This window comes from Rothia sp. 18CD1-1 (assembly GCF_055285355.1).
The window spans coordinates 369,093-394,730 of sequence record NZ_JBUZLI010000008.1 but is presented as its reverse complement, the minus strand read 5'-3'; the positions used below and the strand labels follow the sequence as shown (position 1 = coordinate 394,730).

Annotated in this window: 21 protein-coding genes and 2 tRNA genes; 20 read left to right on the top strand and 3 right to left on the bottom strand. The window is 54.1% G+C overall.

What is annotated here, in order from left to right:
- Position 1: 1 nt before the first annotated feature.
- Entirely contained in the window at positions 2-1,681 is a 1,680-nt protein-coding gene (gene ettA, locus ACS1BR_RS08815; protein WP_463561581.1) for an energy-dependent translational throttle protein EttA, read from the top strand.
- 164 nt (positions 1,682-1,845) lie between these two features.
- Positions 1,846-2,577: a transcriptional regulator gene (locus ACS1BR_RS08810; protein ID WP_463561580.1), complete on the top strand. Its 732-nt coding sequence runs from the start codon at positions 1,846-1,848 to the stop codon at positions 2,575-2,577.
- Here the strand turns inward: ACS1BR_RS08810 and pepN are convergent.
- Positions 2,574-5,114 (bottom strand): aminopeptidase N, encoded by a 2,541-nt coding sequence (pepN, locus tag ACS1BR_RS08805; RefSeq protein ID WP_463561579.1) that lies wholly within the window; start codon positions 5,112-5,114, stop codon positions 2,574-2,576. The genes ACS1BR_RS08810 and pepN overlap by 4 nt on opposite strands.
- Positions 5,115-5,327: 213 nt before the next feature.
- Between pepN and ACS1BR_RS08800 the strand changes: the two genes are divergently transcribed.
- The 5 genes from ACS1BR_RS08800 (at position 5,328) to ACS1BR_RS08780 (ending at position 11,677) form a co-directional block, all read left to right on the top strand.
- The gene (locus ACS1BR_RS08800; protein ID WP_463561578.1) at positions 5,328-5,828 is read left to right on the top strand and encodes a ribose-5-phosphate isomerase; all 501 of its coding nucleotides are present in this window, start codon (positions 5,328-5,330) and stop codon (positions 5,826-5,828) included.
- On the top strand, positions 5,821-6,702 hold the full coding sequence (locus tag ACS1BR_RS08795; protein ID WP_463561577.1) for an Fpg/Nei family DNA glycosylase: 882 nt from the start codon (positions 5,821-5,823) through the stop codon (positions 6,700-6,702). The genes ACS1BR_RS08800 and ACS1BR_RS08795 overlap by 8 nt, the downstream gene beginning before the upstream one ends.
- 80 nt (positions 6,703-6,782) lie before the next feature.
- Positions 6,783-6,856 (top strand) — tRNA-Gly (locus ACS1BR_RS08790).
- 375 nt (positions 6,857-7,231) lie between these two features.
- Positions 7,232-9,088 carry a site-specific DNA-methyltransferase gene (locus ACS1BR_RS08785; protein WP_463561576.1) on the top strand — a complete coding sequence of 619 codons (1,857 nt, stop codon included), beginning with the start codon at positions 7,232-7,234 and terminating at the stop codon, positions 9,086-9,088.
- 3 nt (positions 9,089-9,091) lie between these two features.
- Entirely contained in the window at positions 9,092-11,677 is a 2,586-nt protein-coding gene (locus ACS1BR_RS08780; protein WP_463561575.1) for a DEAD/DEAH box helicase, read from the top strand.
- Between the two features lie 192 nt (positions 11,678-11,869).
- Here the strand turns inward: ACS1BR_RS08780 and ACS1BR_RS08775 are convergent, their stop codons facing one another.
- Both ACS1BR_RS08775 and ACS1BR_RS08770 read right to left on the bottom strand, forming a co-directional pair.
- Positions 11,870-12,601 (bottom strand): ABC transporter permease, encoded by a 732-nt coding sequence (locus ACS1BR_RS08775; protein ID WP_463561574.1) that lies wholly within the window; start codon positions 12,599-12,601, stop codon positions 11,870-11,872.
- Positions 12,598-13,506: an ABC transporter ATP-binding protein gene (locus ACS1BR_RS08770; RefSeq protein ID WP_463561573.1), complete on the bottom strand. Its 909-nt coding sequence runs from the start codon at positions 13,504-13,506 to the stop codon at positions 12,598-12,600. The genes ACS1BR_RS08775 and ACS1BR_RS08770 overlap by 4 nt, the downstream gene beginning before the upstream one ends.
- A gap of 391 nt (positions 13,507-13,897) precedes the next feature.
- Between ACS1BR_RS08770 and ACS1BR_RS08765 the strand changes: the two genes are divergently transcribed.
- The 13 genes from ACS1BR_RS08765 to ACS1BR_RS08705 all read left to right on the top strand — a co-directional run bounded on the left by ACS1BR_RS08765 (position 13,898) and on the right by ACS1BR_RS08705 (position 25,524).
- Positions 13,898-14,464: a DapH/DapD/GlmU-related protein gene (locus ACS1BR_RS08765; RefSeq protein WP_463561572.1), complete on the top strand. Its 567-nt coding sequence runs from the start codon at positions 13,898-13,900 to the stop codon at positions 14,462-14,464.
- Between the two features lie 526 nt (positions 14,465-14,990).
- On the top strand, positions 14,991-15,878 hold the full coding sequence (locus ACS1BR_RS08760) for an ABC transporter ATP-binding protein (RefSeq protein WP_463561571.1): 888 nt from the start codon (positions 14,991-14,993) through the stop codon (positions 15,876-15,878).
- A gap of 3 nt (positions 15,879-15,881) precedes the next feature.
- Positions 15,882-16,616 (top strand): ABC transporter permease, encoded by a 735-nt coding sequence (locus ACS1BR_RS08755; RefSeq protein WP_463561570.1) that lies wholly within the window; start codon positions 15,882-15,884, stop codon positions 16,614-16,616.
- A gap of 8 nt (positions 16,617-16,624) precedes the next feature.
- Positions 16,625-17,371: an ABC transporter permease gene (locus ACS1BR_RS08750; protein WP_463561675.1), complete on the top strand. Its 747-nt coding sequence runs from the start codon at positions 16,625-16,627 to the stop codon at positions 17,369-17,371.
- Positions 17,372-17,486: 115 nt separating this feature from the next.
- Complete coding sequence (locus ACS1BR_RS08745) at positions 17,487-18,224, top strand: ABC transporter ATP-binding protein (protein ID WP_463561569.1); 738 nt, start codon at positions 17,487-17,489, stop codon at positions 18,222-18,224.
- A complete protein-coding gene (locus ACS1BR_RS08740; RefSeq protein WP_463561568.1) occupies positions 18,224-19,006 on the top strand; it encodes a hypothetical protein in 783 nt (260 codons plus the stop codon). The genes ACS1BR_RS08745 and ACS1BR_RS08740 overlap by 1 nt, the downstream gene beginning before the upstream one ends.
- A gap of 197 nt (positions 19,007-19,203) precedes the next feature.
- Positions 19,204-19,683 carry a hypothetical protein gene (locus ACS1BR_RS08735; protein ID WP_463561567.1) on the top strand — a complete coding sequence of 160 codons (480 nt, stop codon included), beginning with the start codon at positions 19,204-19,206 and terminating at the stop codon, positions 19,681-19,683.
- A gap of 167 nt (positions 19,684-19,850) precedes the next feature.
- Positions 19,851-19,925 (top strand) — tRNA-Pro (locus ACS1BR_RS08730).
- 119 nt (positions 19,926-20,044) lie between these two features.
- The gene (gene tig / locus ACS1BR_RS08725) at positions 20,045-21,349 is read left to right on the top strand and encodes a trigger factor (protein ID WP_463561566.1); all 1,305 of its coding nucleotides are present in this window, start codon (positions 20,045-20,047) and stop codon (positions 21,347-21,349) included.
- A 293-nt stretch (positions 21,350-21,642) separates the two neighbouring features.
- Positions 21,643-22,647 carry a siderophore ABC transporter substrate-binding protein gene (locus ACS1BR_RS08720; RefSeq protein WP_463561565.1) on the top strand — a complete coding sequence of 335 codons (1,005 nt, stop codon included), beginning with the start codon at positions 21,643-21,645 and terminating at the stop codon, positions 22,645-22,647.
- Positions 22,648-22,800: 153 nt separating this feature from the next.
- Positions 22,801-23,730 carry an ABC transporter permease gene (locus ACS1BR_RS08715; RefSeq protein WP_463561564.1) on the top strand — a complete coding sequence of 310 codons (930 nt, stop codon included), beginning with the start codon at positions 22,801-22,803 and terminating at the stop codon, positions 23,728-23,730.
- Entirely contained in the window at positions 23,717-24,772 is a 1,056-nt protein-coding gene (locus ACS1BR_RS08710; RefSeq protein WP_463561563.1) for an iron chelate uptake ABC transporter family permease subunit, read from the top strand. Before ACS1BR_RS08715 ends, ACS1BR_RS08710 begins: the two co-directional genes overlap by 14 nt.
- Positions 24,769-25,524 carry an iron ABC transporter ATP-binding protein gene (locus ACS1BR_RS08705; RefSeq protein WP_463561562.1) on the top strand — a complete coding sequence of 252 codons (756 nt, stop codon included), beginning with the start codon at positions 24,769-24,771 and terminating at the stop codon, positions 25,522-25,524. Before ACS1BR_RS08710 ends, ACS1BR_RS08705 begins: the two co-directional genes overlap by 4 nt.
- The last annotated feature ends 114 nt before the right edge of the window (positions 25,525-25,638 follow it).

The window sequence follows — 25,638 nt, the reverse complement described above, 5'->3', positions numbered from 1 at the left end:
TATGGCTGAATTTATATACACCATGACCAAAGCCCGCAAGACCGTGGGCGATAAGGTTATTCTCAACGATGTTTCAATGTCGTTTTTTCCCGGTGCAAAGATCGGTATGGTTGGCCCCAACGGTGCCGGTAAATCCACGATCCTCAAAATTATGGCGGGACTCGACACCCCCTCTAACGGTGAGGCGCGTCTTTCTGAGGGCTACACCGTGGGTATCCTTTTGCAGGAGCCCCCGCTCAACGAAGAAAAGACCGTGCTCGGTAACGTGCAAGAAGGTGTGGGGGAGATCTACCAAAAGATTGTTCGCTATAACGAGATCTCCGAGGAGATGGCGAACCCGGATGCTGATTTTGATGCGCTCATGGAAGAAATGGGGAAACTCCAGGAGGCTATTGATGCCGCTAATGCCTGGGATATTGATTCCCAGCTGGAGCAGGCCATGGAGGCCCTGCGATGCCCGCCCGGGGATTCACCGGTGACCCATCTTTCCGGTGGTGAGCGCCGCCGTGTGGCCCTCTGTAAGCTGCTGCTTGAGAAGCCCGACCTTCTTTTGCTTGATGAGCCCACTAACCATCTGGATGCTGAGTCGGTGCTCTGGCTGGAGCAGCACCTCCAGTCCTACGAGGGCGCGGTAATCGCTATTACCCACGACCGCTATTTTCTTGACCACGTTGCTCAGTGGATTGCCGAGGTTGACCGCGGTAACCTCTACCCCTACGAGGGTAACTACTCTACCTATTTGGACAAGAAGCGTGCCCGCCTTGAGGTGCAGGGTAAAAGGGATGCCAAGCTGGCTAAACGGCTTGAAGATGAGCTGGAATGGGTGCGCTCTAACGCCAAGGGCCGGCAGGCAAAGTCAAAGGCCCGTCTGGCCCGCTACGAGGAGATGGCGGCAGAGGCTGAGAAGACCCGTAAACTTGACTTTGAAGAGATTCAGATTCCGCCGGGGCCTCGCCTGGGTAATGTGGTGATTGAGGCCGAGAATCTGAGCAAGGGTTTTGAGGGTAGATCCCTGATCAACGGTCTGTCTTTCTCGCTACCGCGCAACGGAATTGTGGGTGTGATCGGCCCCAATGGCGTGGGTAAATCGACCCTCTTCAAAACTATTGTTGGTTTGGAGGAGCTTGACGGCGGCACCCTTAAGGTGGGGGAGACCGTGAAAATCTCCTATGTTGACCAGAACCGGGAAAATATTGACGCGGAGAAGTCTCTGTGGGAGGTTGTCTCTGATGGCCTGGATTATATACAGGTGGGGCAGGTCGAGATGCCTTCACGCGCTTATGTGTCGGCTTTTGGTTTTAAGGGTCCTGACCAGCAGAAGAAGGCAGGAGTACTCTCCGGTGGTGAGCGTAACCGGCTGAATCTGGCGCTTACCCTCAAACAGGGTGGTAACCTACTCCTCCTTGACGAGCCCACCAACGATCTCGATGTGGAGACCCTCACCTCGCTGGAGAATGCGCTGCTAGAGTTCCCCGGCTGCGCGGTCGTGGTTTCCCATGACCGCTGGTTCCTGGATAGGGTGGCTACCCATATTCTTGCCTGGGAGGGCACCGATGAGGAACCCGACCGCTGGTACTGGTACGAGGGGAACTTTGAGTCCTACGAGAAGAACAAGGTGGAGCGGCTGGGGCCTGAGGCGGCCAAACCTCACCGTGTTGTTCACCGTAAATTGACTCGCTGACCTTTCCACGACCGGAAAGGAACAAACGGAATGAAGGCTGCGGTGGTAGGCGAGAACTCTTCTGCGCCATCGTAGCCTTCTACCCCCCCCGATCCCGGTGGTTGGATTGTGTAAAAGGTGATGCGGGAGCATGGACCCGGTAGTAGCAAGAAAACGAGATGATTATGCCGGATAGTTTCTCTCAGGAAGACGGCGGTGCGGCAATCGACGCCGTCAGTCGAGCTATCGATCTCGGTGACCGACAGACCGCCCACAACCTGACAACCCTGATCCATAGGATCCGGGCGGTAGAGAAAAAAGCTGCGGTGCGCCTGGTTGCCCGTGAAAACACTCTCGCGGTCTACGTTGCCACCCTGGCTCCTGAATCCCTGCTGGACCCCACCCCCACCATCCTGGGAATGAGGGCGATACACATAGCTCGCCCCCTTCACCTGGATACGGTGGTTGAAAGCTCAGCCCTGCTGGATCGCCTCGCACGTATCGAACGATCCGGTTTCGTTGTGCACCTGCCGCCGGTAACCGTAACAGCGCGCTGGGCGGGTACACTAGCGCCGCGGCAAAACTGGATAGAAAGAGCACCGGTGGCTGCCGCTGACCTCTACCGGGTAGCGGAGGAAGGCATGGCAGCCGTCGATAGGGCTCTACCGCAGAATCCCGGACACGCGGTGGTCAATACGGTGCGTTCCCGTATCTGGTCCTCACCGATGACCGGTGTGCAGCCGGACGGCATCGTTCTCCCCAGCGGTGTGGCCTTTAGTGCCGTTGTGCTGGGCTTCCTTCCCGCAAATTACAGCGGTAGTCTACGGTGCTTCAGCACCGGTGACTGGGTCCGCATCAACGCCCCGGCAGGGTTCATCCTGGTCAAAAATGGGCGGAACCCTGCTTTATCCCTCTAGTCTCGGTCTGCTTCCTGAATTTTGAGGGCCCGCATCAGGTTATCGCGGCACTCGGCAACCTGCCGGTAAAGTGCTGCAGCATCGGAGGGGAGAGCTGCCAAAAACTCCTGGGTGCGCTCCAAAAGCTCCGTCGAATAGTTGTGGGGGAAGAGCCCGGAAATAATATTCTGAGAAATCTCATGGCTACGCTCGCGCCAGATTCTTTCTACCGATTCAAAATAGCGCTCGGTGTAGGGTGAGGTTACGTCGGTGCTGTTGCCGGCAAAGAAACCGCTAATAATACTGCGCTGAATAATGTTGGAGAGCTTATTCTCCACCACAACCTGGTGCCAGGCTTTTTCCTTGGCCTCTCGGGTGGGTATAGATGCCTTGGCGGTAGCCGCGGCCTGGGCACCGATAGAAGTGTTATCGGCTGCAAGGGCCTTATCAATGTCGCCGGCACTGCGGCGGCCACCGGCAGCCAGGGCAGTGAGCAGGCTCCACCGCAGGTCGGTATCGATCTCGAGGCCGTCAAGCACAGGCTCACCGCTGTAGAGAGCCTCAACCCGGTTGAGCTGCTCATCGGTCTCTGCGATTCTGCTCATGCAGCGAACAAACTGTAGCTGGTTATCAGACCCCGGGGCGGCCTCTGCGGTAATCTCCCACATGCGCTCAGCGGCTTCACGTCTTATCCGGGGGGCATCGTCGGGGGCAAGGTAAGAGCGCAAAGCGAGTTCAAAATGTGCAAGCTGAACACGCACGGCGGTTGAGTTGGTCTCTTGCCCAATGTTGTTGAGTACCAGCTCAACAAATTGCCGGGCCGGCAGTTGAGCATCGCGCACGCTATCCCAGATCGAGCCCCAGACCACACCGCGGGCCAGAGAAGAGTCAATATCCCCCAGGTGCGCGATGGCTACCTGCCGTGATTTTTTATCGAGACGGATCTTTGCGTAGGTAAGATCTTCGTCGTTGACCAGGATCAGGTCGGGGCGTGCCTTACCGGCAGCCTCGGGAACCTCGGTTACTTCGCCGTCAACATCGAGTTCAAACCTGTCGGTGCGGCTGAGCTTTCCCTCGGTGAGAGAGTAAAACCCAACCACCAGCCGATGCGGACGCAGAGTTTCAAACCCCTCGGCAAAACTCTGGCGGATCTTCAGCGACGAAATAAGCCCGTCGGCTTCTTCAACCTCGGTGGTTAACGTGTTGACCCCGGCGGTTTCAAGCCAGAGTTTAGACCATGCCTTAACGTCGCGCCCGGAGGCTTCTTTAAGCTCTACCAGCAGGTCGTCAAGCACGGTGTTACCAAAGGAGTGCTTGGCAAAGTAGCGGGTCAGCGCGGCCATAAAATTTTTCTGTCCCACCCAGGCGACCATCTGCCGTAGCACCGAGGCTCCCTTAGCGTAGGTGATACCGTCGAAGTTGACCTGGACGTCATTGAGGTCGCGGATAGGGGCGACAATCGGGTGGGTGGTGGAGAGCTGGTCTTGGCGGTAGGCCCAGGTTTTTTCTGAGGCCGAGAAGGTGGCCCAGGCTTGGGCCGCAAAACGGGTGCTCTCTGCGGCGGCAAGGGTGGACATAAATTCTGCAAAGGATTCGTTGAGCCAGAGGTCGTTCCACCACTTCATGGTCACCAGGTCACCAAACCACATGTGGGCGAGTTCGTGCAGCACGGTGATTGCGCGGCGCTCAATCATTGCCTCGGTGGTTTTCGACCTAAAAATGTAGTCTTCCAGGAAGGTGACAGCGCCGGCGTTCTCCATAGCGCCGGCATTGAACTCGGGTACAAAAAGCTGGTCGTATTTTTCAAAGGGGTAGGGGGTTTGAAACTGTTCCTCATAGAAGGCGAAACCCTGGCGGGTGAGTGTAAAAATATCCTCGGCGTCGAGATAGGGCATGAGGGATTTTCGCGCAAAAACACCCAGGGGGATTGTTCTGCCCTCGGAGTTCACTAGGGAGGATTCCACCTTCTGGTAGGGGCCCGCAATGATAGCGGTAATATATGAGGAAATACGGGCAGTGGGTTTAAAGACCCAGGTACCGGTTTCGCCCTGTCTGCGCACTGTAGTTTCGGGCTGGTTAGAGACCACCAGCCAGTGGGCGGGGGCCGAAACGATAAACTCAAACTCTGCCTTGAGGTCGGGCTGCTCAAATACCGGAAAAACCCGGCGAGAATCGGGTACCTCAAACTGCGAATAGAGGTAAACTTCACCATCGACCGGGTCTACGAAGCGGTGCAGGCCTTCGCCGGTATTGGTGTAGCAGAAGTCTGCTGTGACCTTGAGTATGTTGCGGTCTTTGAGATGGGGCAGTTGGATACGCTGTCCGTCTGCCAGGTCAAGCGGGAGAAGCTGACCGTTGAGTTCAAGGGATAAGACCCTGTCTGTCACAGCATCGATAAAAGTGGACTGGCCCTCTTGGGCCTCAAAAACGATTTCGGCTTCGACCCCGAACACCCGGTCATCGCCGGTCAAATCAAGGTGCACCCGGGAGGAGATAACCCGGGAGACTATCTCGGCGCGCCGTTGCGCCTCGTCGCGGGTAAGATTTAAACCTGGCATGAGCCTTCCTTTCTACCGTGAAAATAACACCGTATAACCCTGAGACTACACAGACACCAACCACCTGGCATAGGATAAAAATGCGGATGGAAGATGCTTACAGGTGATACTTTAGTTGCGCGGACGACGAATAAGAAATAACCGCAGTCTCTGCCCCCTTGTGCGTTTCTCTCACCCGGCGAAAACAACCAGATCTATCGCGAGGAGATTCTTGTGCGAGTGCATATTGCAACCGATCACGCTGGCCTGGAGATGAGCAGGTTTTTCATTGAAAAACTTGGCCAGGAGGGCTACGAGATGATTGACCACGGCCCCGCCGACTACGATCCTCTTGACGACTACCCCAGCTTTTGCATTAATGCGGCACTGGCCGTGAGAGCGGATCGTCAGAGAGGCCTCGATTCTCTGGGGATTGTGCTGGGGGGGTCGGGCAACGGTGAACAGATTGCCGCTAACAAGGTGGAGGGGATTCGTGCCGCCCTGGCCTGGAATCGTGACACTGCCTCGCTCGCCCGCCAGCACAACGATGCCCAGGTGGTTGCTGTGGGCGGGCGCCAGCACTCGCTCGATGAGGCTCTGGACATTATCCGGGTTTTTTTGAAAACCCCTTTCTCGGAGGAAGACAGGCATAGCCGCCGTATCAGCCAGATTCGTGAGTATGAGAGTACCGGGGAGATCGCCGGTCGGCAGATTGACGGTCTAGATCATGCCTGAGGGTCACTCTATACACCGTTTAGCCAGGCAGCTGACCGATGTGTTTGCCGGCGAGAGGGTTGAGGTGTCCAGCCCCCAGGGGAGGTTTCGGGACGGTGCAGCCCTACTTACCGGCAGAGGTGTTGACGAGTCTTTTGCTCACGGAAAGCATCTTTTTGTGGGGTTCGATAACGGTCTTTACCTTAACGTGCATCTGGGCATATACGGTGCTTTCACCTTTGGTGGTGACAGCTATTTCAGGGCCGCCTCCTCTATCGGTGCTCCCCGTAAGATCGGCGAGCAGGAACTTGCCGCGGAGCCTTCGGGCTATAACGGTGTACCCGACCCCAAGCCAACGGTGCGTGCGCGGATAGTGAGTGACCACGGTTGGGCAGATTTGATTGGACCCACTGTCTGCCGGGTTCTTACCGAAGAAGAGGTGGGGGGAGTACGAGCCAAGCTGGGACCGGACCCGCTTAACACCGATGCAGATCCCGAACAGTTTTATACCGCAGCGGCAAAGACGGCTCGCCCCATCGGGGTGGTGCTGATGGACCAAAAAATTATTTCGGGAATTGGCAATATTTTTCGTGCCGAGTCGCTGTTTAGACAGAAGGTTGACCCGCTACGTCGAGCCAAAGACCTGAGTAGAGAGGAACTTGAGTCCCTCTGGGAGGACAACCGTTTACTGCTGCAACGAGGTGTGAGAGTGGGACGGATTATCACCACGGAGCCGGAAGACCGCCCCGGTATTGATGAGAATCAGGCTTGGCCGGATCATGCCAACTATGTTTACCACAGACAGGGAAGCCCGTGCCCACGGTGCAAGACCACCATTGCGATGCGTGAGGTAGCAGGGAGAAAACTTTACTGGTGCCCCGGCTGCCAACACTAGCCCCGGCGAAGGCCGTGGGTCGCAAGATTTGACAGGGAGCCGGTATATTGTGTTTACTGTAAAGGTCCTATTCAGGATACGGGGATGTAGCTTAATGGTAAAGCCTCAGTCTTCCAAACTGATGACGCGGGTTCGATTCCCGTCATCCCCTCCAGCCGAGCCCCGGATATGCTAAATTCGGGGCCTTTTGTTTTCGGGTGTTTGATGTGCGTTTGGGATAATGTTCAATTTTTGAGGTGTAGACGGTACTGCTTCATCTCTCCGACACTCGTAAGATGAATAATGAAGGGAAGGAGGTCTCCTCAGGGCCGCTGTGGCCCGCGGGCTGAGACACCTGATGTGGGACGTGATAACTCCGAGCTGGAGTAGGGGCAAAAAGGAGATTGATGACCAAGCAGCGCCTGGAGCTCACCTGGTTCAACAAGGATATGGCATTGATTCCCACCGAATCCGGTAAGTACGGTTATACGTGGGTGGATCCGTCCGATCCTCGTTACTGCGAAACCCGTACTCTTGTTTACGACGATTATTGGGGGGGGGGCAATCTCCTCGGAGTGACAAGTTTGAGTATTCCGAGCGAGCTGGCCTCGAACCGCAGGAGAATAATCTTCTGATTCTCGGCGAGTCCGGTGACGTACTCGAAGCGCTGACGCGCGTTCCGGATCTGGCTGACAAATATATTGGCAAAGTCAAGCTGATCTATATTGATCCGCCGTTTAATACGGCCCAGGCCTTCGCCTCCTATGAGGACAATCTTGAGCACTCCATCTGGCTCACGATGATGCGCGACCGTCTGCTCCACATGCGCAAACTCCTCAGTGACGACGGCTCCATCTGGGTCCACCTTGACCATGTGGAAAATCACCGGATGCGGGTACTGCTCGACCAAGTCTTTGGCAGCTCTCGATTTCTAGCTGAGGTCGTATGGCAGAAAGCTGATTCAGCGCGTAACGATGCGCAGGGCTTCTCCTCGGACCATGACGTGATCTTAGTATATGCTAAAGGCGGTTTCCCCAGTCTTAACCGCATGCTGCGCACAGCGGCTGACAATGCACGGTTCTGTAATCCAGATCATGACCATCGAGGTATCTGGTTTTCTGCCGATCGCTCTGCTCCAGGAAATTTGTCTGGTTCAAGGCAGGTTCCTGCCGTCTACGGAATTGAGCACCCGATTACTGGTGAAATCCTTTATCCTGCAAAGGGCAGACAGTGGGCTTTCAGAGCCGAACGCATCTTTGCCTCCCTAAGTGAATACGCTGATTACAAGCTCACGGCTCCTGATCTTGATCTTCGAAGCGAACGATCGGGGCTTGAGCTGTCTCAGCTTCGAGAAGATGTCTGCGACCTGAGAATACGCGGTGGGGCGGACACAGACAGTGTTCAGCGGGCGCACGAACGGATTGAACAAGGTGCTTGGCCAGAATTCTTTGTTACCGAGAAGAGCTTCGGTCGTAAAGCATATCCGCCGAACCAGGGGCAGCCACCAAGAACTTGGTGGACAAACGAGCAAGTCGGACATAACCGTTCAGCAAAGAGCGAGCTCAAGGCACTTTTTCCTGGTGAAGTCCCATTTTCAACCCCCAAACCCGAGCGTCTGCTGGAGCGGATCATTCATATTGGTACCAATCCTGGTGACATTGTCCTTGACGTTTTTGCCGGTTCAGGGTCCACGGCCGCCGTCGCACATAAGATGGGGCGCCGCTGGGTGACATGTGAACTGCTTGAGTCTACTTTTAACAGGTTTACTCGGCCTCGCTTGGAAAAAGTCATTAACGACCAGGATCCAGGTGGTATCACGCGCACAAAGAGAGAGCGTGTGCCTGCTGACGATGTAAGACTTCCTGAGGGAGTGAGCCCGGATGATGCTGCGAAGTTCACCTCGGTACTCAACAAATTGATTGCCGATGATTCTGAAGCGAAGAAGGATCCCCGAATTAAAGCTCTGAAGGCGGCGGTGAAGACCAAGCGCACGAAGGAAGTTATTAACTGGCGTGGTGGCGGCGGATTCCAGGTGGCTCACCTATCACCTGCATGCTTTGACGTTGATGAAGAGCTTGGCAAGATGGTGCTTACCGAGGCCGCTACCGGGCAGACCTTGATCGAGTCGGTGGCTGCCAACCTCGGTTTCTATCTGTTGCACCCGAATGATGATGCGGTGTTTGAGGGTCGCAGAGGTCGCACCTTCCTGAAGGTGTACGAGGGCATTGTTGATGAAGCGAATGCTGTTGCATGGCTGGGCGAACTCCAGGGTGGAGAGTCGCTGGTGATCGCCGCTTTCGGCGTGGCCGATGGTGTTAATCGTGCGCTGCGCCGATATGGCAAAGGCTGCCGGGCAATCGTGATCCCGGATGATATTTTCCGCTTTGACTTCGGTGAGGAGGAATAAGTCATGGAAAAGCACCTGAGAATTTTCTTTGACCAATCCGATATTGATTCCATCGCCGCAGACTTTGACCTGCGATCTCCGAATAAGCGCGCACTGCATCAGCTGATTCTGGCACTCACGGATGATGATTTTGATCGCCGAGTACCCCAGGTTATGAACCTAGCTACCGGTGTGGGCAAGACCTACTTAATGGCGGCGTTCATGGAATATTTGCGTTGTCAGGGAGTTTACAACGTAATGATCGTCACTCCATCGCTGACAGTGCAATCCAAGACGGTTCAGAACTTCACTGCGGGCTCCAAGCGCTACATTGGCGGTGCTAGTATACCCCCGGAAGTGGTGACCCCACAGGATTACGGGTCCTGGCGCGTATCTCACTCGAGTCCAGAACTCATCCGTTCAGGCGGTAACAACCCGTCGATGGCGTTCATCTTCAACATCCAGCAACTCATCGCCCCCAAAAGCTTGGAAGGGGAAACGAAGAAAAATACGGATTCGGCAGCCGCAACCCGAATTCGTCGTTTTGTTGAGGACTCCGGCTCCCTGTTTGAGTACTTACAGGATCTCCCTGATTTGGTGGTCATCGCTGACGAATCGCACTTGTATGGGTCGAGCGCGAGAAAGTTCAATGCTACTTTGAAGGAATTGGATCCGGCCGCGATCGTCGGCCTAACCGCCTCCGCTCAGCGCGGTGATCATGTGGTGTTCAAGTACCCGTTGTACGAGGCAATTAGCGACCGGTTTGTGAAGACCCCGGTCCTGGCATTTCGAAAGAAGGGATATGGGTCTGACGAGGCGAGCGAGGAGCAGCAGCTACGTGACGCAGTTTCCTTGTTGAAGATCAAGCAGAAAGCATACGATGACTACATCACCAAACAAGGCTTGAACCCGCTAAATGCGGTGCTGTTCGTGGTATGTGCGGACGTCAACCACGCAACCCAAGTCACCGAACTGTTACGCTCGAGCGAATACTTCTCCTCCCAGACCGCAGTGCTGCAGGTGGATAACGAACACAACGATGTCACCACTCAGCGAATGCTTGACGACCTAGACGCCCCTGATTCGCCTGTGCGCGCAGTGGTGAGCGTGAATAAGCTCAAGGAAGGCTGGGATGTCAAAAACATCGCGGTCGTCGTCACGTTGCGGGCGATGGTCTCCGAGGTGCTCACACAGCAGACCATGGGGCGTGGTCTGCGCCTACCGTTTGGTAAGTACACGGGTGTGTTCCACATCGATCAACTCGACATTATCAGTCACCACTCTTTCGTCGAACTCCTTGAAAACGAAGAGGTACTCCACCAGTTTGGTCTGGATGAGGCTGTCAGCCCCGAGCAGGCAGACGGGTTGCGCCAAGCAATCCAAAAGATCGTTGCCCCGACAGGACCAGCAGGTGTGAACACTGCCGCCGCCTCAGGTCAAAGCTGGGCGAGCACTGCTGGATCTGCTGCGCCTACAGCGACTACCCTGGTTGCTGTATCTACAGTCGGGAATGCCTCCGATTTGGTTATGCCTGTTGCTCAGCCGACAGTGTTGATGACCGCTTACGATACCGATATCGCTCAGGCATACGGGCAAACGCCACTGAACAGTGCGACTCCGATTAAGCGCACCAACAGGCTAGAGCGTGTATCTTTCCAGTTTCCGAGGGTGTTCCTTGAACCAGTGGACGCACCATTTGAGCTCCACAAGATCCCCACCGAATTGATACAGGATGCCGCTCGGCGCGTCACCGATGCCAAGGATGTGCTCCGTCGTCGCGAGGTTAAGATGGCCAAGGTTCGCAGGCTTACCTCTGTTGATGTGGAGTCCGCGGAAGTAGATGCTCTGCCGATTGAACCTGACAAGGTCCGCTCCGAACTTGTCAGGTTCATTATGAACCAGCGCGTTGTCCCAGCGACGGCAGAATCAAAGCGCTCTGCTGAACGTAGCCTGGTGCCGGAGTTCATGCGTGAAACTCGCATCACTAGTTGGACGGTTAAGGCATATGAGGGTGCTGAGCAGGAATTCGGAGAATTGGTGCGTGCTTACTCCAAAGAACTAGCCCGCCAGCGTACGGCGAAGATCGTGCTTCAACCATTGACATTGCCAACAGACGAATCACGTCATCTACCACTGGGAGCACAGGTTCAAGATCGCATCGAGAGCAGTGCCCAGTTCCAACGTGGTGCCTACTACGGAGACTGGCACAAGAGTTTGTTCCAAGTGGAATCCTTCGATTCCTTTAGCGGTGAATATGAGCTTGCGCGTCTCCTAGACACTTCACCGCAGATTTCGTGGTGGCTGCGTTTACACACCATGATGGGGGCATCTATCAAGTACAACCTTCAAGATTCCTACTATCCGGATTTTGTTGCTCGCGACACCGACGGGGTGTACTGGATTATCGAAGGTAAGGATGTACGGGGACGCGGTGACGACACGGTTCAGGCCAAGCGCAAAGCTGCTGAGGAAGTTGTGCGCTACCTTGTTACCCGCGACGAATACGCAGACCAAGCCTGGGGCTACCTCATCGCCTATGAAGACGACGTGGCATCTTCAGGGAGTTGGGCAGATCTGAAAGCCAAAGCTCAACCAGTTACTAGCGGCTAAGAGTCGACCGTGTTTCGATGACCTGACAACTGGCGATATTCTGTGATTCCCGGAGAAGTGTGTTGCACATGCTAAGACTGGGGTACTGAGCAGGATGATCTTCATTTCCTACAAAACCTTCGCGCCGATTAATTTCTCTGGCGCATTCTCCGAGGGCGAAGTTTATGCATGCCGAGATGAAATCACGTTGGTTTATTTGAACTTCATGAAACGCTGGGCAAGCAAGCCAAACAATGTACCCACGCTGATCAGGTAGGCCATGCCCAAGCCGAAATCTTTCCAGGTTCCAAAATTGATGAGCGTCATCGAAATAGCTTCACGCATGTGGTAAATCGGTGTATATGGGGCGATGATCTGTGCCCACTCCGGTAGCATTTCCAGCGGCATCATCGCGCCTCCAACCGTGCCGAGCGGGATGATGATGCAAGTCGCTGCCATGGAGACACCCGCCATTGAGGGGATGAGGACACCTAGAATGACACCGACAAAGAAGAACAGCAAGTACCCAAACACGATAGGAACGACTGCGACGGGCATGGTTGCGGCTGGTGATACGCCGAGAACCAATGCAATCACAAACAGCAACAGCATCTGCGCTAGGAGCAACAGGGAGCCAGCCGATGCCTGCGCGGCAAGCACAGTGTGTGAAGACAACGGGAAATTTCTCAGCACATTGAACATGCCGTTTTCGCGCCAGAGCGTCAGGTGGGTGGCTCCCGCGTAGATTCCCACGAACGCAGCACCAAACGCCATCATGTTTGCGCTGATATTACCTGTGGGGTCCATATCCGGAATCGACTTTTTTAAGGTGATAGCAAAAACGATCAACAGACCGGTGGGAAAAGCGAAAGTAAAAAACAGAGTGGACCAATCGCGTAGATCATACCTCAGCATAGTTTTTGATAGCGACTTATACGATCTCATGCCTCGTAGTCCTTTCCGGTGATTGCTAGGTAAACATCTTCAAGCTTTCCATTCGATACGTGGGCGCCACCGGTGTCGATTCCAAGGTGTTTTAGGTCGATGAAAAGTTTCGCCGTGTCATTAGTTCGGATAGCGATGCCGTCCTTGGTCACTTGCACGTGGTTTTCGCCGAAGCTGGCAGAAATCATGTCTGCCTGGTGAAGTGCATGAGGAAGTAGCACCGTGGAGCCTAGATCAGCGTCTTCAATTAACCTGCGCGGGCTTTCGGTTATGAGAATTTTACCGGTATCCAAGATTGACACCATATCGCAGAGGCGTTCAGCCTCATCGAGGAAGTGTGTGGTGTAGAGCGTGGTCATGCCACGTAAATCAGTGCTTTGGAGCAGCGAAACGAGGCTGCGTCTGGTTTCGGGATCTAGTCCGGCAGTTGGCTCATCTAAGAACAGTACTTTTGGCCGATGGATGATTGCGGTTGCAACGGCTAGACGCTGACGCTCACCACCTGAGAGTGCCTCAACTTTGGTTTTGGCGACGTACCCAAGATTAAGCTCTTCGATGAGCTGCGACACTCTGTTTCGCGGCGCTCCTTGGAGGTCTGCAACAACGGTGAGATGTTCTAAAAGAGTAGTTTTCGGAAAGAACGATGAGCGCTGCGGTTGGATCCCTATCTGATCTAGGAGACCGATATTTCGTGGATAGGGGTTTTGCCCAAGAAGACGGACAGTACCGTGGGTTGGTGCACGAAATCCCTGAATAGTCGTAAAGAGTGTGGTTTTTCCCGCTCCGTTAGGGCCGATAACGCCGTGAAAAGACCCGGGCTCAACCTCCAGGTTGATGTTCTTAAGAATCGTTTTCTCTTTGATCCTAACGGCCATGCCTTTGATATCCACGATTGGGTCTGTCATTCGCAACTTCTTTCAGTATGAAAGTGTGGGATACGCAGTATGATATCGCGTATCCCACGTTTTTCTTTGAGGCGCCCCGGAAACGAATGTCTCTGGCAACTTTCCGGTACCGCTTCGACGGTATTCACAATCAGTTCCACGACCTGAGAGATCAGCTGCGCGGTGGGGTTCGAGGTCACCGCACCGAGTCTTGCTGGCTTAGCCGGTAGGCGTGGCGGATTTTTTCTGGCATGTTATGGGGGATCAAGGAGGTCATCCTCGTTGCCCTGCTGGCTAGCTTGCTGGTAGTACCAAAGCTTGAATGTGATCATGGCAAACGCGCGTTCTTTTTCTCTGAGCTCTGCAGCAAGTACCCGAGCTCGATCTTTGAAAATTTCTAGACGTTTGCCATATGTACCCGGTCCGTCTGGCTCAGGGCACACCGCTTTATCCGGGGGATGAAGCCATGGAATTTATGCGTAAGCGTGCGGATCGAGCCCGTAGAATCTGTCAAGAAATCAATTCTAGCCCCTACGATGAGGTCAGTATTCGTGACCGCCTGGGCGCACTTACCGGTGACATCATTGACCAGAGCGTCACAGTCTTGCCACCGGTCACGATTGATAGCGGGGTCAACCTCCACTGTGGGCGAGACATCTTCGTGAACGCTGGCTGCGCCTTTCAAGACCAAGGCGGAATAAGGATTGGTGATGGCGCGCTTATTGGCCATCACGTCGTTTTTGCCACGCTCAATCACGATGAAGATCCGCGGAAGCGAGGTATTTTACGCCCGGCAGCAATTAATATTGAGCCCAATGTATGGATCGGTTCGAACGCCACAATCCTGGCGGGAGTCACTATTGGTGAGGGCGCTATTGTTGCCGCAGGTGCTGTTGTGAATCGCACTGTAGCTCCCCGGACTGTGGTGGCTGGAGTACCGGCTAAATATATTCGGGAAGTTGTGTCTGAGAACGCATAGCACTCTGCAGAACCACACCGTCACCCGCACCAACAGGTATCTATCCCATGTCCGGGTCTGAAGACGAACCGGATGCGCCCTGACGTCACAACTAAGTGGGCTGGTGAGGGCACCTAGCTGATGTGACCCGAAATACCCCACGGATAGTCAGCAGGTTTTCGCGGGCAATCCGGATCGTTGTGCGGCGTGGAGAGCGTATAGGCTACTTCTGCTTCTACATCACCCGCTGTGGTACGTTTGCATACTTGAGCCTGGACATATATCCATTCTAGTTCTAAAATCCTAGCTAGTAAGCAGCGTCAGCATGTTGTGTAAATGGCCGACCAGGTATGTAATGTGTGCCTATACCAGCTAACGGACACTTCTTCCAAAATTTGTAATGTGTGATACACTGAGCAAGACGGGGATATTCCTCCTGTCTTGGGAAAGGAGACTGAGGGATACACATACAGCCCTTAGCTTCCGTTAGTTGAAAGGAGCTCAATGATGGGCGCTTACGAATGGAAGGGGAAGGCAAAGCAAGCACATGAATATCATAGCTTTAGATAACTTAACAAAGACTTATGGAAAGACAGAAGTCGTAAAAAATTTATCGCTTGAGATACCTCAGGGCTCTGTGTATGGTTTTATTGGACCGAATGGAGCGGGTAAATCAACGACTATGAAAATGATTCTCGGTTTGATAGAGCCCTCATCTGGTTCAGTTAATCTCTTTGGGGAGCGTCTTTCACGGCGAAATAAAGGAAAATTTATCGCGTCCATTGGCGGGATGATCGAGGAACCTTCGGGCTACGGACATCTAACCGCTCTTGAAAATCTCCGAGTAGTTCAATCACTGCTTAAATTTCCTGCTGAGAACATCGAGTGGGCTCTAGATATCGTTGGTCTTCAAGAAGCTAAAAATAAGAGAGTTAAAGCATTCTCTTTAGGAATGAAACAGCGACTCGGAATCGCGCTTGCCATTTGTCGACGGCCTTCGTTACTCATCCTAGACGAGCCAACAAATGGTCTTGACCCATACGGTATAGATGAAATGCGACAGTTAATCGTTAGATTAGCGACTCAAGAATCAGTCACCGTAATGGTATCCTCGCATGTCCTGGCTGAGCTCGAAAAAATTGCCTCACATTTTGCGATCATTAACAAGGGTGATCTCGTTTTCCAAGGGCAGCGCAGTGAATTAATTGCACAACATTCGCCGTCGATATTTTTTCGAACCGAAAATAGCGACCGAGCACTTGAAGTGTTACCACATGCCTCCCGAACATACGGAGGTATTGAAATATCACATGTTCCTGACAGCGAGATTCCCGCAATCTGTCGACAACTATTAGACTCTGGAGTTGTTTTTTATGAAATATCAAGACCCCACCAGAGCCTGGAATCAATATTCATGGAAATGACAAAGAGGTGAATAATGTTCCGGAGTCAATTTCTTTTTGAATGGAATAAAGCGCATGCTCTTAGAATACCATATATTACATTCTCTGGAGCAATCGCAATTTCTATCCTATCTACATTTTCATTGTGGGCTGGAAATGCTTCACAAGAATTCAAAATATTACCTGCTGTTTTAGTTTCATCAGGATTCTTTTCTGCACTGGTCTGGCCAATAATCATTGCTGTTATGGCCTCACGACTCACGGATATTGAATATTCAGATCGCGGCTGGATTTTTCTAGCAACCTCAGGTTGCACTATCAACAGTATAATTTGGATTAAAGGTTTAGTGGGGTGCATCTTACTGGCAGTAAGCTGTCTCGCTCAGTTTTTTCTTACTCTCGGAATATGTATTCTTTTAAATTTACCTGGTTCTATCTATCCGCAGTGGATACTATATTTTATTTTACTGTGGATAATTAATTTAATTTTCTTCCTGTTTTTTGTTGTTGCTGCCAGTGCGGTAGAATCTCAGGTTATTGTCCTGTTGGCTGGGATTACTAGTGCCTTTATCTCAACCTTCTGCTTTTTATCACCGTCCATTCTCTCGTATATTTCACCGTGGGGTTACTATTCACAAATAGTACCATATAAACAAGATGGAGATATGGTTGTTATGAATAACTTAAATAGTTTTGCTATCCTTTGCTTCTGTATCGTAAGTGTAATCTTTCTAGTCTTAGCCTCGCGGCAGATCCGTATCTGGAGGTGAGAAAAATTATGCTATCGAGTGAGTTGCTTAAACTGAAGCGTTCTTATGTGTGGCTAGTCTGTATCCTGGTTCCGGTACTATCGGTAGGTTTAGGTACTCTCAATTTTTCCCGAAATCGAGAAGATCTCAGCAGCGGATGGGAATCTTTGAGCGCGCAAACTGGATTGTTCTATGCCTTAATCTTTTTCAATGTAGGCTCAGCGGTAGTTGTTTCGTCGATCTGGAATGATGACTTGAAAAAGAACAATTGGTTTGCGATACAGAGCTATTATAAAAAACCAGAGATAATCTTTATTATCAAAGCCCTCGTTGGGGTATTGCTCATCCTCATTATGCACCTTATTTTTTCCATTCTTGCGATATCGGTAGGTATCTTGATGGGGATAGAGGATCTTTCCATTAGTGAGGTGGCAAGGAACTTTCTGTCTGTTACTGTAGTTTCCTTCCCACTCTCTGTATTTCAAGGTTTGATCGCGTACTTGACAAGAAGTTTTGCCTGGCCAATAGGTATTTGTCTCTTGCTATGCGTTTCCGGCTTTGCGATAACGAGCAGTGACTCTCTAGGTATATTGAGAGATATATTACCTCAAGCGCTGTCTACGTATGCGATTGCCACATCTTCAGAAGCGTTCCATGTTGGTGGGTCAAGTTTCGGATCCGAGCTTGCAACTTGCATAGTGGCAGCAGCCCTTCAAACAGTGCTTTATATTGGGTTTACGTTTATTCTATTGAGGAGAAGGCAAAAGACAATTTAGAGGCGTTCAATAATGAACGTTTACACATGGAAGGTGGGGGCCTCTGAGTTGTATCGTCGTATGGCTCAGGAACAGTATTTATTGGATACTTCCCCGGTTCTACAGAAGGAGGATCATGCCTGAATCAGGTATTTTTCATCACCATGAAAAGGGTCATATCCGTGTTGAGGGCTTAAGTAAGTCGCATCGCGGTGTCGAAATTTTGCACGAGGTCAATTTTGCGGCAAAACCTGGGCAGGTAACGGCATTTCTAGGGCCGAATGGTGCCGGCAAGAGTTCCACGCTGCGCATTCTTTTAGGCCTGGATCACGCGAATGCGGGGCGCGCCGAATTCGACGGTCTCGCCTACCAGGCTTTAGAGCGGCCGCTCACTCATGCGGGGGCTCTACTGGACGGGCTAGCGGGGGCGAAGAGCCGGAAAGTTGGCACGCAGCTTTCGATTGTTGCTGAAAGTAACGGGATCGCCCGCAGCCGGGTTGGCGAGGTATTGGAAGCTGTCGACATGACTGCTAAGCGTTCTGCCCGTCTGGGCACACTCTCGCTCGGGGAGTCACAACGTGTAGGGCTGGCCCAGGCATTGCTCGGAGACCCGCAGTTTCTGATCCTGGATGAGCCAACGAACGGGCTGGATCCGGCGGGAATACGCTGGTTTCGTCGGTTTTCCGCAGCCCAAGCACGTGCAGGTAAGACGGTGCTGCTGTCCAGTCACATGCTGTCGGAGGTACAAGAAATCGCCGACACAATCGTGGTGATTGCTCAAGGCCGGATTGTGCTGACCGGAACAATGCCGGAGGTTCTACAACACATGGAATCGTTGGAGGATTTGTTCTTCGAACTCACGGAGAGTGCGTAATGATCGCCTTTGTTCGCGCAGGCGTGTTCGATGTCCGCAAGATCGTCTCGAGCCGGTCTTTCTGGGTCGTGGTATTCCTGATTGTGCTGGCCCAGCCCCTGTTTGCACTCTTAGAGGCCAGTCAGATTGCGGATATTGGGGTGAACGCAACGCCCGAAACCCATCCTGACTTGGCAGAGCCGCTGCAGCCGGTAGCATTCATGGGTTTCGATGTCATGGCTTTCGGTGATGCAGTCATTGTTGTGTTCGGGGCACTACTGGGGGCCAGCGAATACCAGAGCCGCGAGCTGCGCACTACATTTCTGGTCACGGGTCGCCGCCCGGTAGCGCTTATTGGCAAGATCGCGGCTACCGTGGGTTTGCTGGTGCTGCTGGCAGCGGTCGGTAACTATTTGACCCTGGTGCTGACTCATATGAGGCTCGGTGAACAAGGCCTGAACCCGTTCACATTAGCCAGCGAAACATGGGGCGTACTTGGGCTTGTCGTGCTCACATGGACTGCGTTCGCGCTGATTTCTTGGGCAATCGCGGTGATCACGAAACGTTGGCTAGTGGCCATGCTGCTCATGGTCCCGCAAGCAGTCGGCCTCGGCGATGCCCTCGCTGCGTCGTGGACTCCGGCTCGTTACCTGCCTGTAGCGTCAGGGCACTGTCTGGCGGATGTTCCTGCAGGCGCTTGCGCGTGGCAGCCCTCGGCAAGCCTAGCTTTGATCATGGCGACCGTGGTCTTGCTGTTGATCGCTGGAGTTTTGTTTGTGCGGCGGGATGTGGGTAACCGATGATCATGGTTATAAGAGCCGAACTGCGAAAATTGCTGACAAATAGTTTAGGGACGGCAGCTGTGGCCGCGCCACTGGTGGCTGTTCCGCTCTTGGCATGGCTGATCAATCGCTCGCCGACAGGCACTGCCGATGCGCACAGCGCTGTCCTGAGAGCGCTGCAGCTAACGCAAATATTCGCCGTGATCGTGGGTGCCAGCGTGAGCGGGCAGGAATACACCGAGTCCGCCCTGAGATCCTCATTGCTGGCAGTGCCCCGACGACCGCTTTTATTCTGGGGTAAAACCGCTGTTGTCATCGCTGCTGTCAGTGTCTCCTACCTTGCGAGCGTAGGCGTTGCACTGCTGGTTGTGAGTCCGAATCTAGCGGCCGACACTGTGATCGCGGCGGGTGCATCTTGGGTGGGTTTGGCGCTCCTTGCGGCATTTCTAGCCACGGCATGCCGTTCGCTAGTGGTGCCGCTGGCAACGCTGGTGCCACTCATCTTAGGGCTGAGCATGGTCATTCACGCCTTCACACCCCTGGCCCGCTTTCTGCCCGACCTGGCTACGATCACCATCTTTATCGGGCACGACCCGCAGCTGCTCTCACCCGAACACGGTGGCATCGTCTTGGCGGCATGGGTGGCAGCGGCTGGGGTCACCGCCTTCACGGTCCTCACGCGCAGCGACGTCCGTTAAAAACACGAATACTTCCTGTTCCTTTCACCCCGCACACACTAACCGTGCCGGTCACCGGTTCCCGCTGGTATCTCTCTAGAGACCCCGGCGCGCCGAAGACCGCCAAAACGCTTGAGAATGGGAATTTTGGGAAATTACCGCTAGACTTTTAGTGCTTGCGGTAAGAGCGGGGTGTGGCGTAGCTTGGCTAACGCGCCTGCTTTGGGAGCAGGAGATCGCAGGTTCGAATCCTGTCACCCCGACATGAGCTAGCGAAACCCGCCGCGAAAACCGGCGGGTTTCACTTTTCATAAGCATCACAAGAAAATACTTCGCGCACCACTGCCGGAGTACCCAACTATGTATCAGGAGATCAACGGACGTGAAGACTGCCGTCGAGAAGCTCAAACCGACCCTCGCAAAGATTGAGGTCGAGGTACCTTTCGCCGAGTTCAAGACTCACCTTGACCGCACCTACAAATCTCTATCACAGCAGATCCAGGTTCCCGGCTTCCGCAAGGGCAAAACCCCGCGCGCCCTCATTGAACAGCGCACCGGCTTCGACTATATCGTTGAAAACGCCCTCAACGAAGGACTCAACGACTACTACCAGCAGGCCCTGGCAGAAAACGATCTCACTCCGCTGGCCCAGCCCGAACTCGATGTCGTCTCCAAACCGGAAGAAGATGCCCGCGAAAACGACATCAAACTGACCATCGAGGTTGTTGTACGCCCCGATATAGAGCTGCCCGACTACTCCGGCATTGAGGTAGAAGTAGATGCCACCGAAGTCACCGAGGACGATGAGCAGAAAGCACTCGACGCACTCCGTTCACGCTTTGGCACCCTCAACACCGTAGACCGCCCAGCCGCAGACGGTGACTTTGTGACCATCAATCTCAAAGCGAGTATCGATGGCGAAGAAGTAGACACAGCCAAAGACCTCTCCTACCAGGTGGGGGCAGGCACTATGCTCGAAGGTCTCGACGAGGCTCTCACCGGCCTGTCCGCCGGCGAAGACGCAACCTTTGAAACCAAGCTTGCCGGTGGCGAGCACTCCGGCGAAGAGGCGACCGTCAACGTTGAGCTCACCGCGGTCAAAGAGCGCGAACTCCCCGAAGCCGACGACGACTTTGCCCAGCTGGCATCAGAATTTGACACCATCGACGAGCTCAAGGAAGACCTGAAAAAGCAGGCCGCCGAATCTAAGATCGCCGAACAGGGAGCCCAGGCCCGTGACCGGCTACTCGAAAAACTGGTGGATATGGTGGAAGTCGATGTCCCCGACAAGGTGATTGAAGAGCAAATAAGTCAGCACTTCAACGCCCCCGGTGCTGAAGAAGGCCACGATACCGACGAACACCGCCAAGAGGTACGCGATAACGCCGTTACCGCCTTCAAAAACGAAATGGTGCTCGACGCCGTTGCCCAGCAAGAAGAAATCGGCGTCGAACAGTCCGAGATTATCAACTACATTGTGAGCATGTCATCACAGTACGGTATGGATCCCAACCAGTTCGCGCAGATGCTTGACGGCTCTGGTCAGGCCGGCCTCATTGTTGGTGAGGTGCGCCGCTCTAAAGCTCTGGCGTCGGTACTGGCCTCAGCAAAGGTGAAAGACACTGACGGCAAAGACGTTGATCTCTCCTCCTTCCTCAAAGACGAGACACCATCCGCTGATCAGTAAAAGGCTCCCATGCTCGCACCGGTGAACACCTTTCACCCGGTGGAGTGGGTCTTACGCGCTACCCTGGGCCCCTCTCTCAGATCGAGAGGGGCCCAGGGTCTATTTAAACGGGCGGGGACTTGAGCCACCCCCCCCGGGACGACGCAAAGAAAAATAAGGATAGAAAAAAGTGCGGTAATTGGGTCCCAGGCTTGTTCTGTATCCTGTGAGCCTAGTAGCATGAGATAGGTCAACCCTTAAGACTGACTAAGGGTAACCATACACATGCTACCCAGAGAAACAGGACCCATTCCGTGAAAACCAACCGTCTATCCTTAATCGCGGTCGCCTCTGTAGTTGCCATCGCTCTGGCGGCCTGCGGCGATGGAGCCGCAAACTCCTCCTCCGAATCTTCCGTCTCAGCCTCCGCCAGCCAGAGCTCGGGAACGGTCACCGTGACCGATAACTTCGGTGAGGTAACCGTAACCGTACCCCCTCAAAAGGTGGCCTCCACCGATAACCGCACCTTCGAGGTTCTCTCCGAATGGGGCGTTAACCTGGTGGCCGCACCCAAAGGGCTGATTCCCAGCACTCTCCAGTCCTACACCAACGATGACTCCATCACCGATATCGGTACCCACCGTGAACCCAACCTGGAGCTGCTAGCCGCAGAAGAACCCGATCTGATCGTCAACGGGCAGCGCTTCACCCAGCACTACGAGACCATCAAAGACCTCAACCCGCAGGCTGCTGTCCTAGAACTTGAACCCCGCGAGGGCGAACCCCTGGATTCCGAGCTAAAACGGCAGGTGACCGTTCTTGGCGAAGTCTTTGGTAAACAGGCAGAGGCCCAAGAGCTGGTCAATAATTTTGATGCCGCCCTCAACCGGGCCAAGGAGGCGTACGACGGCAACTCTACGGTCATGGCCGTGAACGTTTCCGGTGGGGAGATCGGCTATATTGCCCCCACCATCGGCCGTACCTACGGACCCGTCTTTGACATGCTGGGGCTCAAACCCGCTTTGACCGTCTCTGACGCCTCCGACAATCACCAGGGCGATGACATCTCGGTTGAGGCTATCGCCGAAGCCAACCCCGACTGGCTTTTTGTGCTGGACCGTGATGCCGCTGTTCAGGAGTCTTCTGAGGCAACCCCGGCTGCCGACGTGATCAGCGGTAACGCAGCTCTCGCCAATGTAACCGCCATCACCCAAGGCCAGGTGGAATACGCTCCGGCAGACACCTACGTTAACGAATCTATTATCACCTACACCGAGATTCTTAACGATATTGCCGACAAGTTTGAAGCGGCCAAATAGTCTGGATTGCCGGAATCGATCCCTAGAGAGCGAAAAGGACACAGGGGCCCACCCAATCCCGGGATTGCGGTGGGCTCCTGTCAGATGATGAGAGACACAAAGCAAACGCCAGACCACCGTCATAGACGGGGGCAGCTGGTTAACGGGAAGTTTATGCTCGCTCTTGCGGGTGTTATAACCTTACTGGTTATCTCCCTGTCCATAGGGGAGTACAGTATCTTCACCCGCACCGACGGCGCCAATATTTTTGCCATCACCCGGATCCCGCGGACCGCGGCCCTGATACTGGCTGGCGCATCTATGGCCATGGCCGGGCTGGTCATGCAGCTTCTCACCCAGAATAAATTCGTAGAACCCACCACCACCGGTACCACCGAATGGGCGGGACTGGGCCTACTCTTTATGCTCTATTTTTTCCCGGCAGCGACGGTGCTCGAACAGATGGCTGTTGCTGTCCTTTTCGCCTTTATCGGATCCTTGGTCTTTTTCGCCTTCCTGCGAAGGGTCTCTCTTAAATCCTCCCTGATCGTCCCGATCGTGGGAATCATGCTGGGAGCGGTGATCAGCTCCATCTCTACCTTTTTTGCCCTGCACACTAACCTGCTACAAAACCTGGGAGTCTGGTTTGCGGGAAGTTTTACCTCGGTTATCCGTGGCCAGTATGAGGTGCTCTGGCTGGTACTCATCGTGCTCATCGCGGTCTTCTGGTACGCAGACCGGCTCACCCTGGCCGGCCTGGGAGAAGAATTTACCACTAACCTCGGGCTCAACTATAACCGGATCCTCCTCATTGGCACCTCCCTTATTGCCCTAGCCACCGGGGTGGTGACCGTGGTTGTGGGGTCCCTACCCTTTATCGGGCTCATCGTTCCCAACCTGGTGAGCATCTTCCGGGGAGATGACCTGCGCTCCAACCTGCCCTGGGTTGCCCTCACGGGGATTGCCCTGGTGACTGCCTGCGATCTTATCGGGCGAACCATCATCGCCCCCTTTGAAATACCTGTCTCGGTTATTCTGGGTGTTGTGGGAGCGGCTGTCTTTATTTTTCTTATCCTCAGGGGGAGGACCCGTGTCTCAGCCTAGACCTGTCGCACCCGTACCCCGGCGGCGGTCTACCGCAGACGACCGCCATACAGGAGCCTTCACAACCGCCTCATCAGCACGCACATACTGGATAGTTGTACTGGCGGTAGCTGCTTTAGCCGCATTGGCCACCTTCGGTCTTCTCGCCTACAAAAATCCCTTTGACACCGGAACCCCCAAATGGTGGCTGATCGCTGAACGACGCAGTAACGCGGTGATCGCGATGGGGGTGGCCGCCCTGTGCCAGGCTGTTGCCACCGTAGCATTCCAAACTGTAGTCAACAACCGTATTATTACCCCCGGTATTCTGGGGTTTCAGGCTCTTTATACCGCAATCCACACGGCCACTGTTTATTTTGCCGGTGCCTCCGGGCTGATCATGGCAAGAACCCTTGAGACCTTCGTTTTTCAGATTGTCATGATGGTGGCAATGAGCCTGCTACTCTACTCCTGGCTCCTTACCGGTAAACGGGCCAACATGCACGTGATGCTGCTGGTGGGGGTTGTCCTCGGCGGAGGGTTGGGATCGGTGTCAACTTTCATGCAAAGAATGATGACACCCAGTGAATTTGATGTGCTGACCGCCCGCCTTTTCGCCTCCGTGAACAATGCCGACCCGGCCTATTACCCGGTGGCCATCCCAATAGTCCTGACGGGAGCACTGATACTCCATCTCAGAGCCCGCACCCTTAACGTCCTTTCGTTGGGCCCGGCAGCCAGCAACAACCTGGGAGTCAACCACCGGCGCGAATCCCTGTTCGTGCTGGTGGTGGTAGCCGTGCTCATGGCCGTCTCGACAGCCCTGGTGGGGCCCATGACATTCCTCGGATTCCTGGTAGCCACTCTCACCTACCAGTTTGTCGATACCTATGACCACCGCTACCTCTTTCCGCTAGCCAGTCTTCTTGCCTTTGCCGTGCTCACCACCGCCTACTTCATCATGAACCATATTTTTGCCGCCCAGGGGGTTGTGGGAATCATTATCGAACTGGTTGGTGGCCTGCTCTTTCTGGTTATCATCATGCGAAAGGGGACCCTGTGATTGAACTGAACCAGGTTGTTAAAAGCTACTCCGGCGGAACCCACATCGGCCCTATCACCCTCTCCATCCCGGCGGGAGGTATCACAGCCCTGGTGGGCCCCAACGGCGCCGGCAAATCAACCCTGCTGACCATGGTAGGGCGGCTGCTAGCTGCAGAAGCAGGGTCGATTAGCGTGGGGGGCCACGATGTACATAACACGCCATCCAAAGAACTGGCCCGGGTGGTTTCTATCCTGAGACAGGAAAACCACTATGTCACCAAACTGACCGTGCGCCAGCTGGTGGGTTTTGGCCGCTTCCCCTACAGCAGGGGGCGACTCACCACCGCGGACGAAGAAACTATCTCCCGGTACATTGATTTTCTTCATCTGCGCCAGCTCGAGAACCGTTACCTGGACGAGCTGTCTGGTGGCCAGCGCCAGCGCGCGTACGTGGCGATGGTGCTCTGCCAGGAAACCGACTACGTGCTACTGGATGAGCCACTCAACAACCTGGATATAGCCCACTCGGTGCAGATGATGCAGTACCTACACGAGGCAGCCAGCAGCCTGGGCAGAACCATTCTGGTGGTGCTTCACGATATTAACTTTGCTGCCCGCTATGCCGACCATATCTGCGCTATTAAAGACGGTCAGCTGGCTGCCTTTGGCCCGGTGCAAGAGATGATGCGGGAGGACCTGCTCACCGATATCTTCAATACTCCCGTGCAGGTACTCGAGGGTCCACACGGTCCCATCGCCTACTACCATTAGGGTCGAGCGAGTCAATGCCAAGAGCGAAACAGGGGGCGAGGGTAGGAGACAGCCGGTAGGCTAGGAGCGTTAGAGACAGGTGGCGCCCTCATGCAGAGGCCCACCCCAATGAAT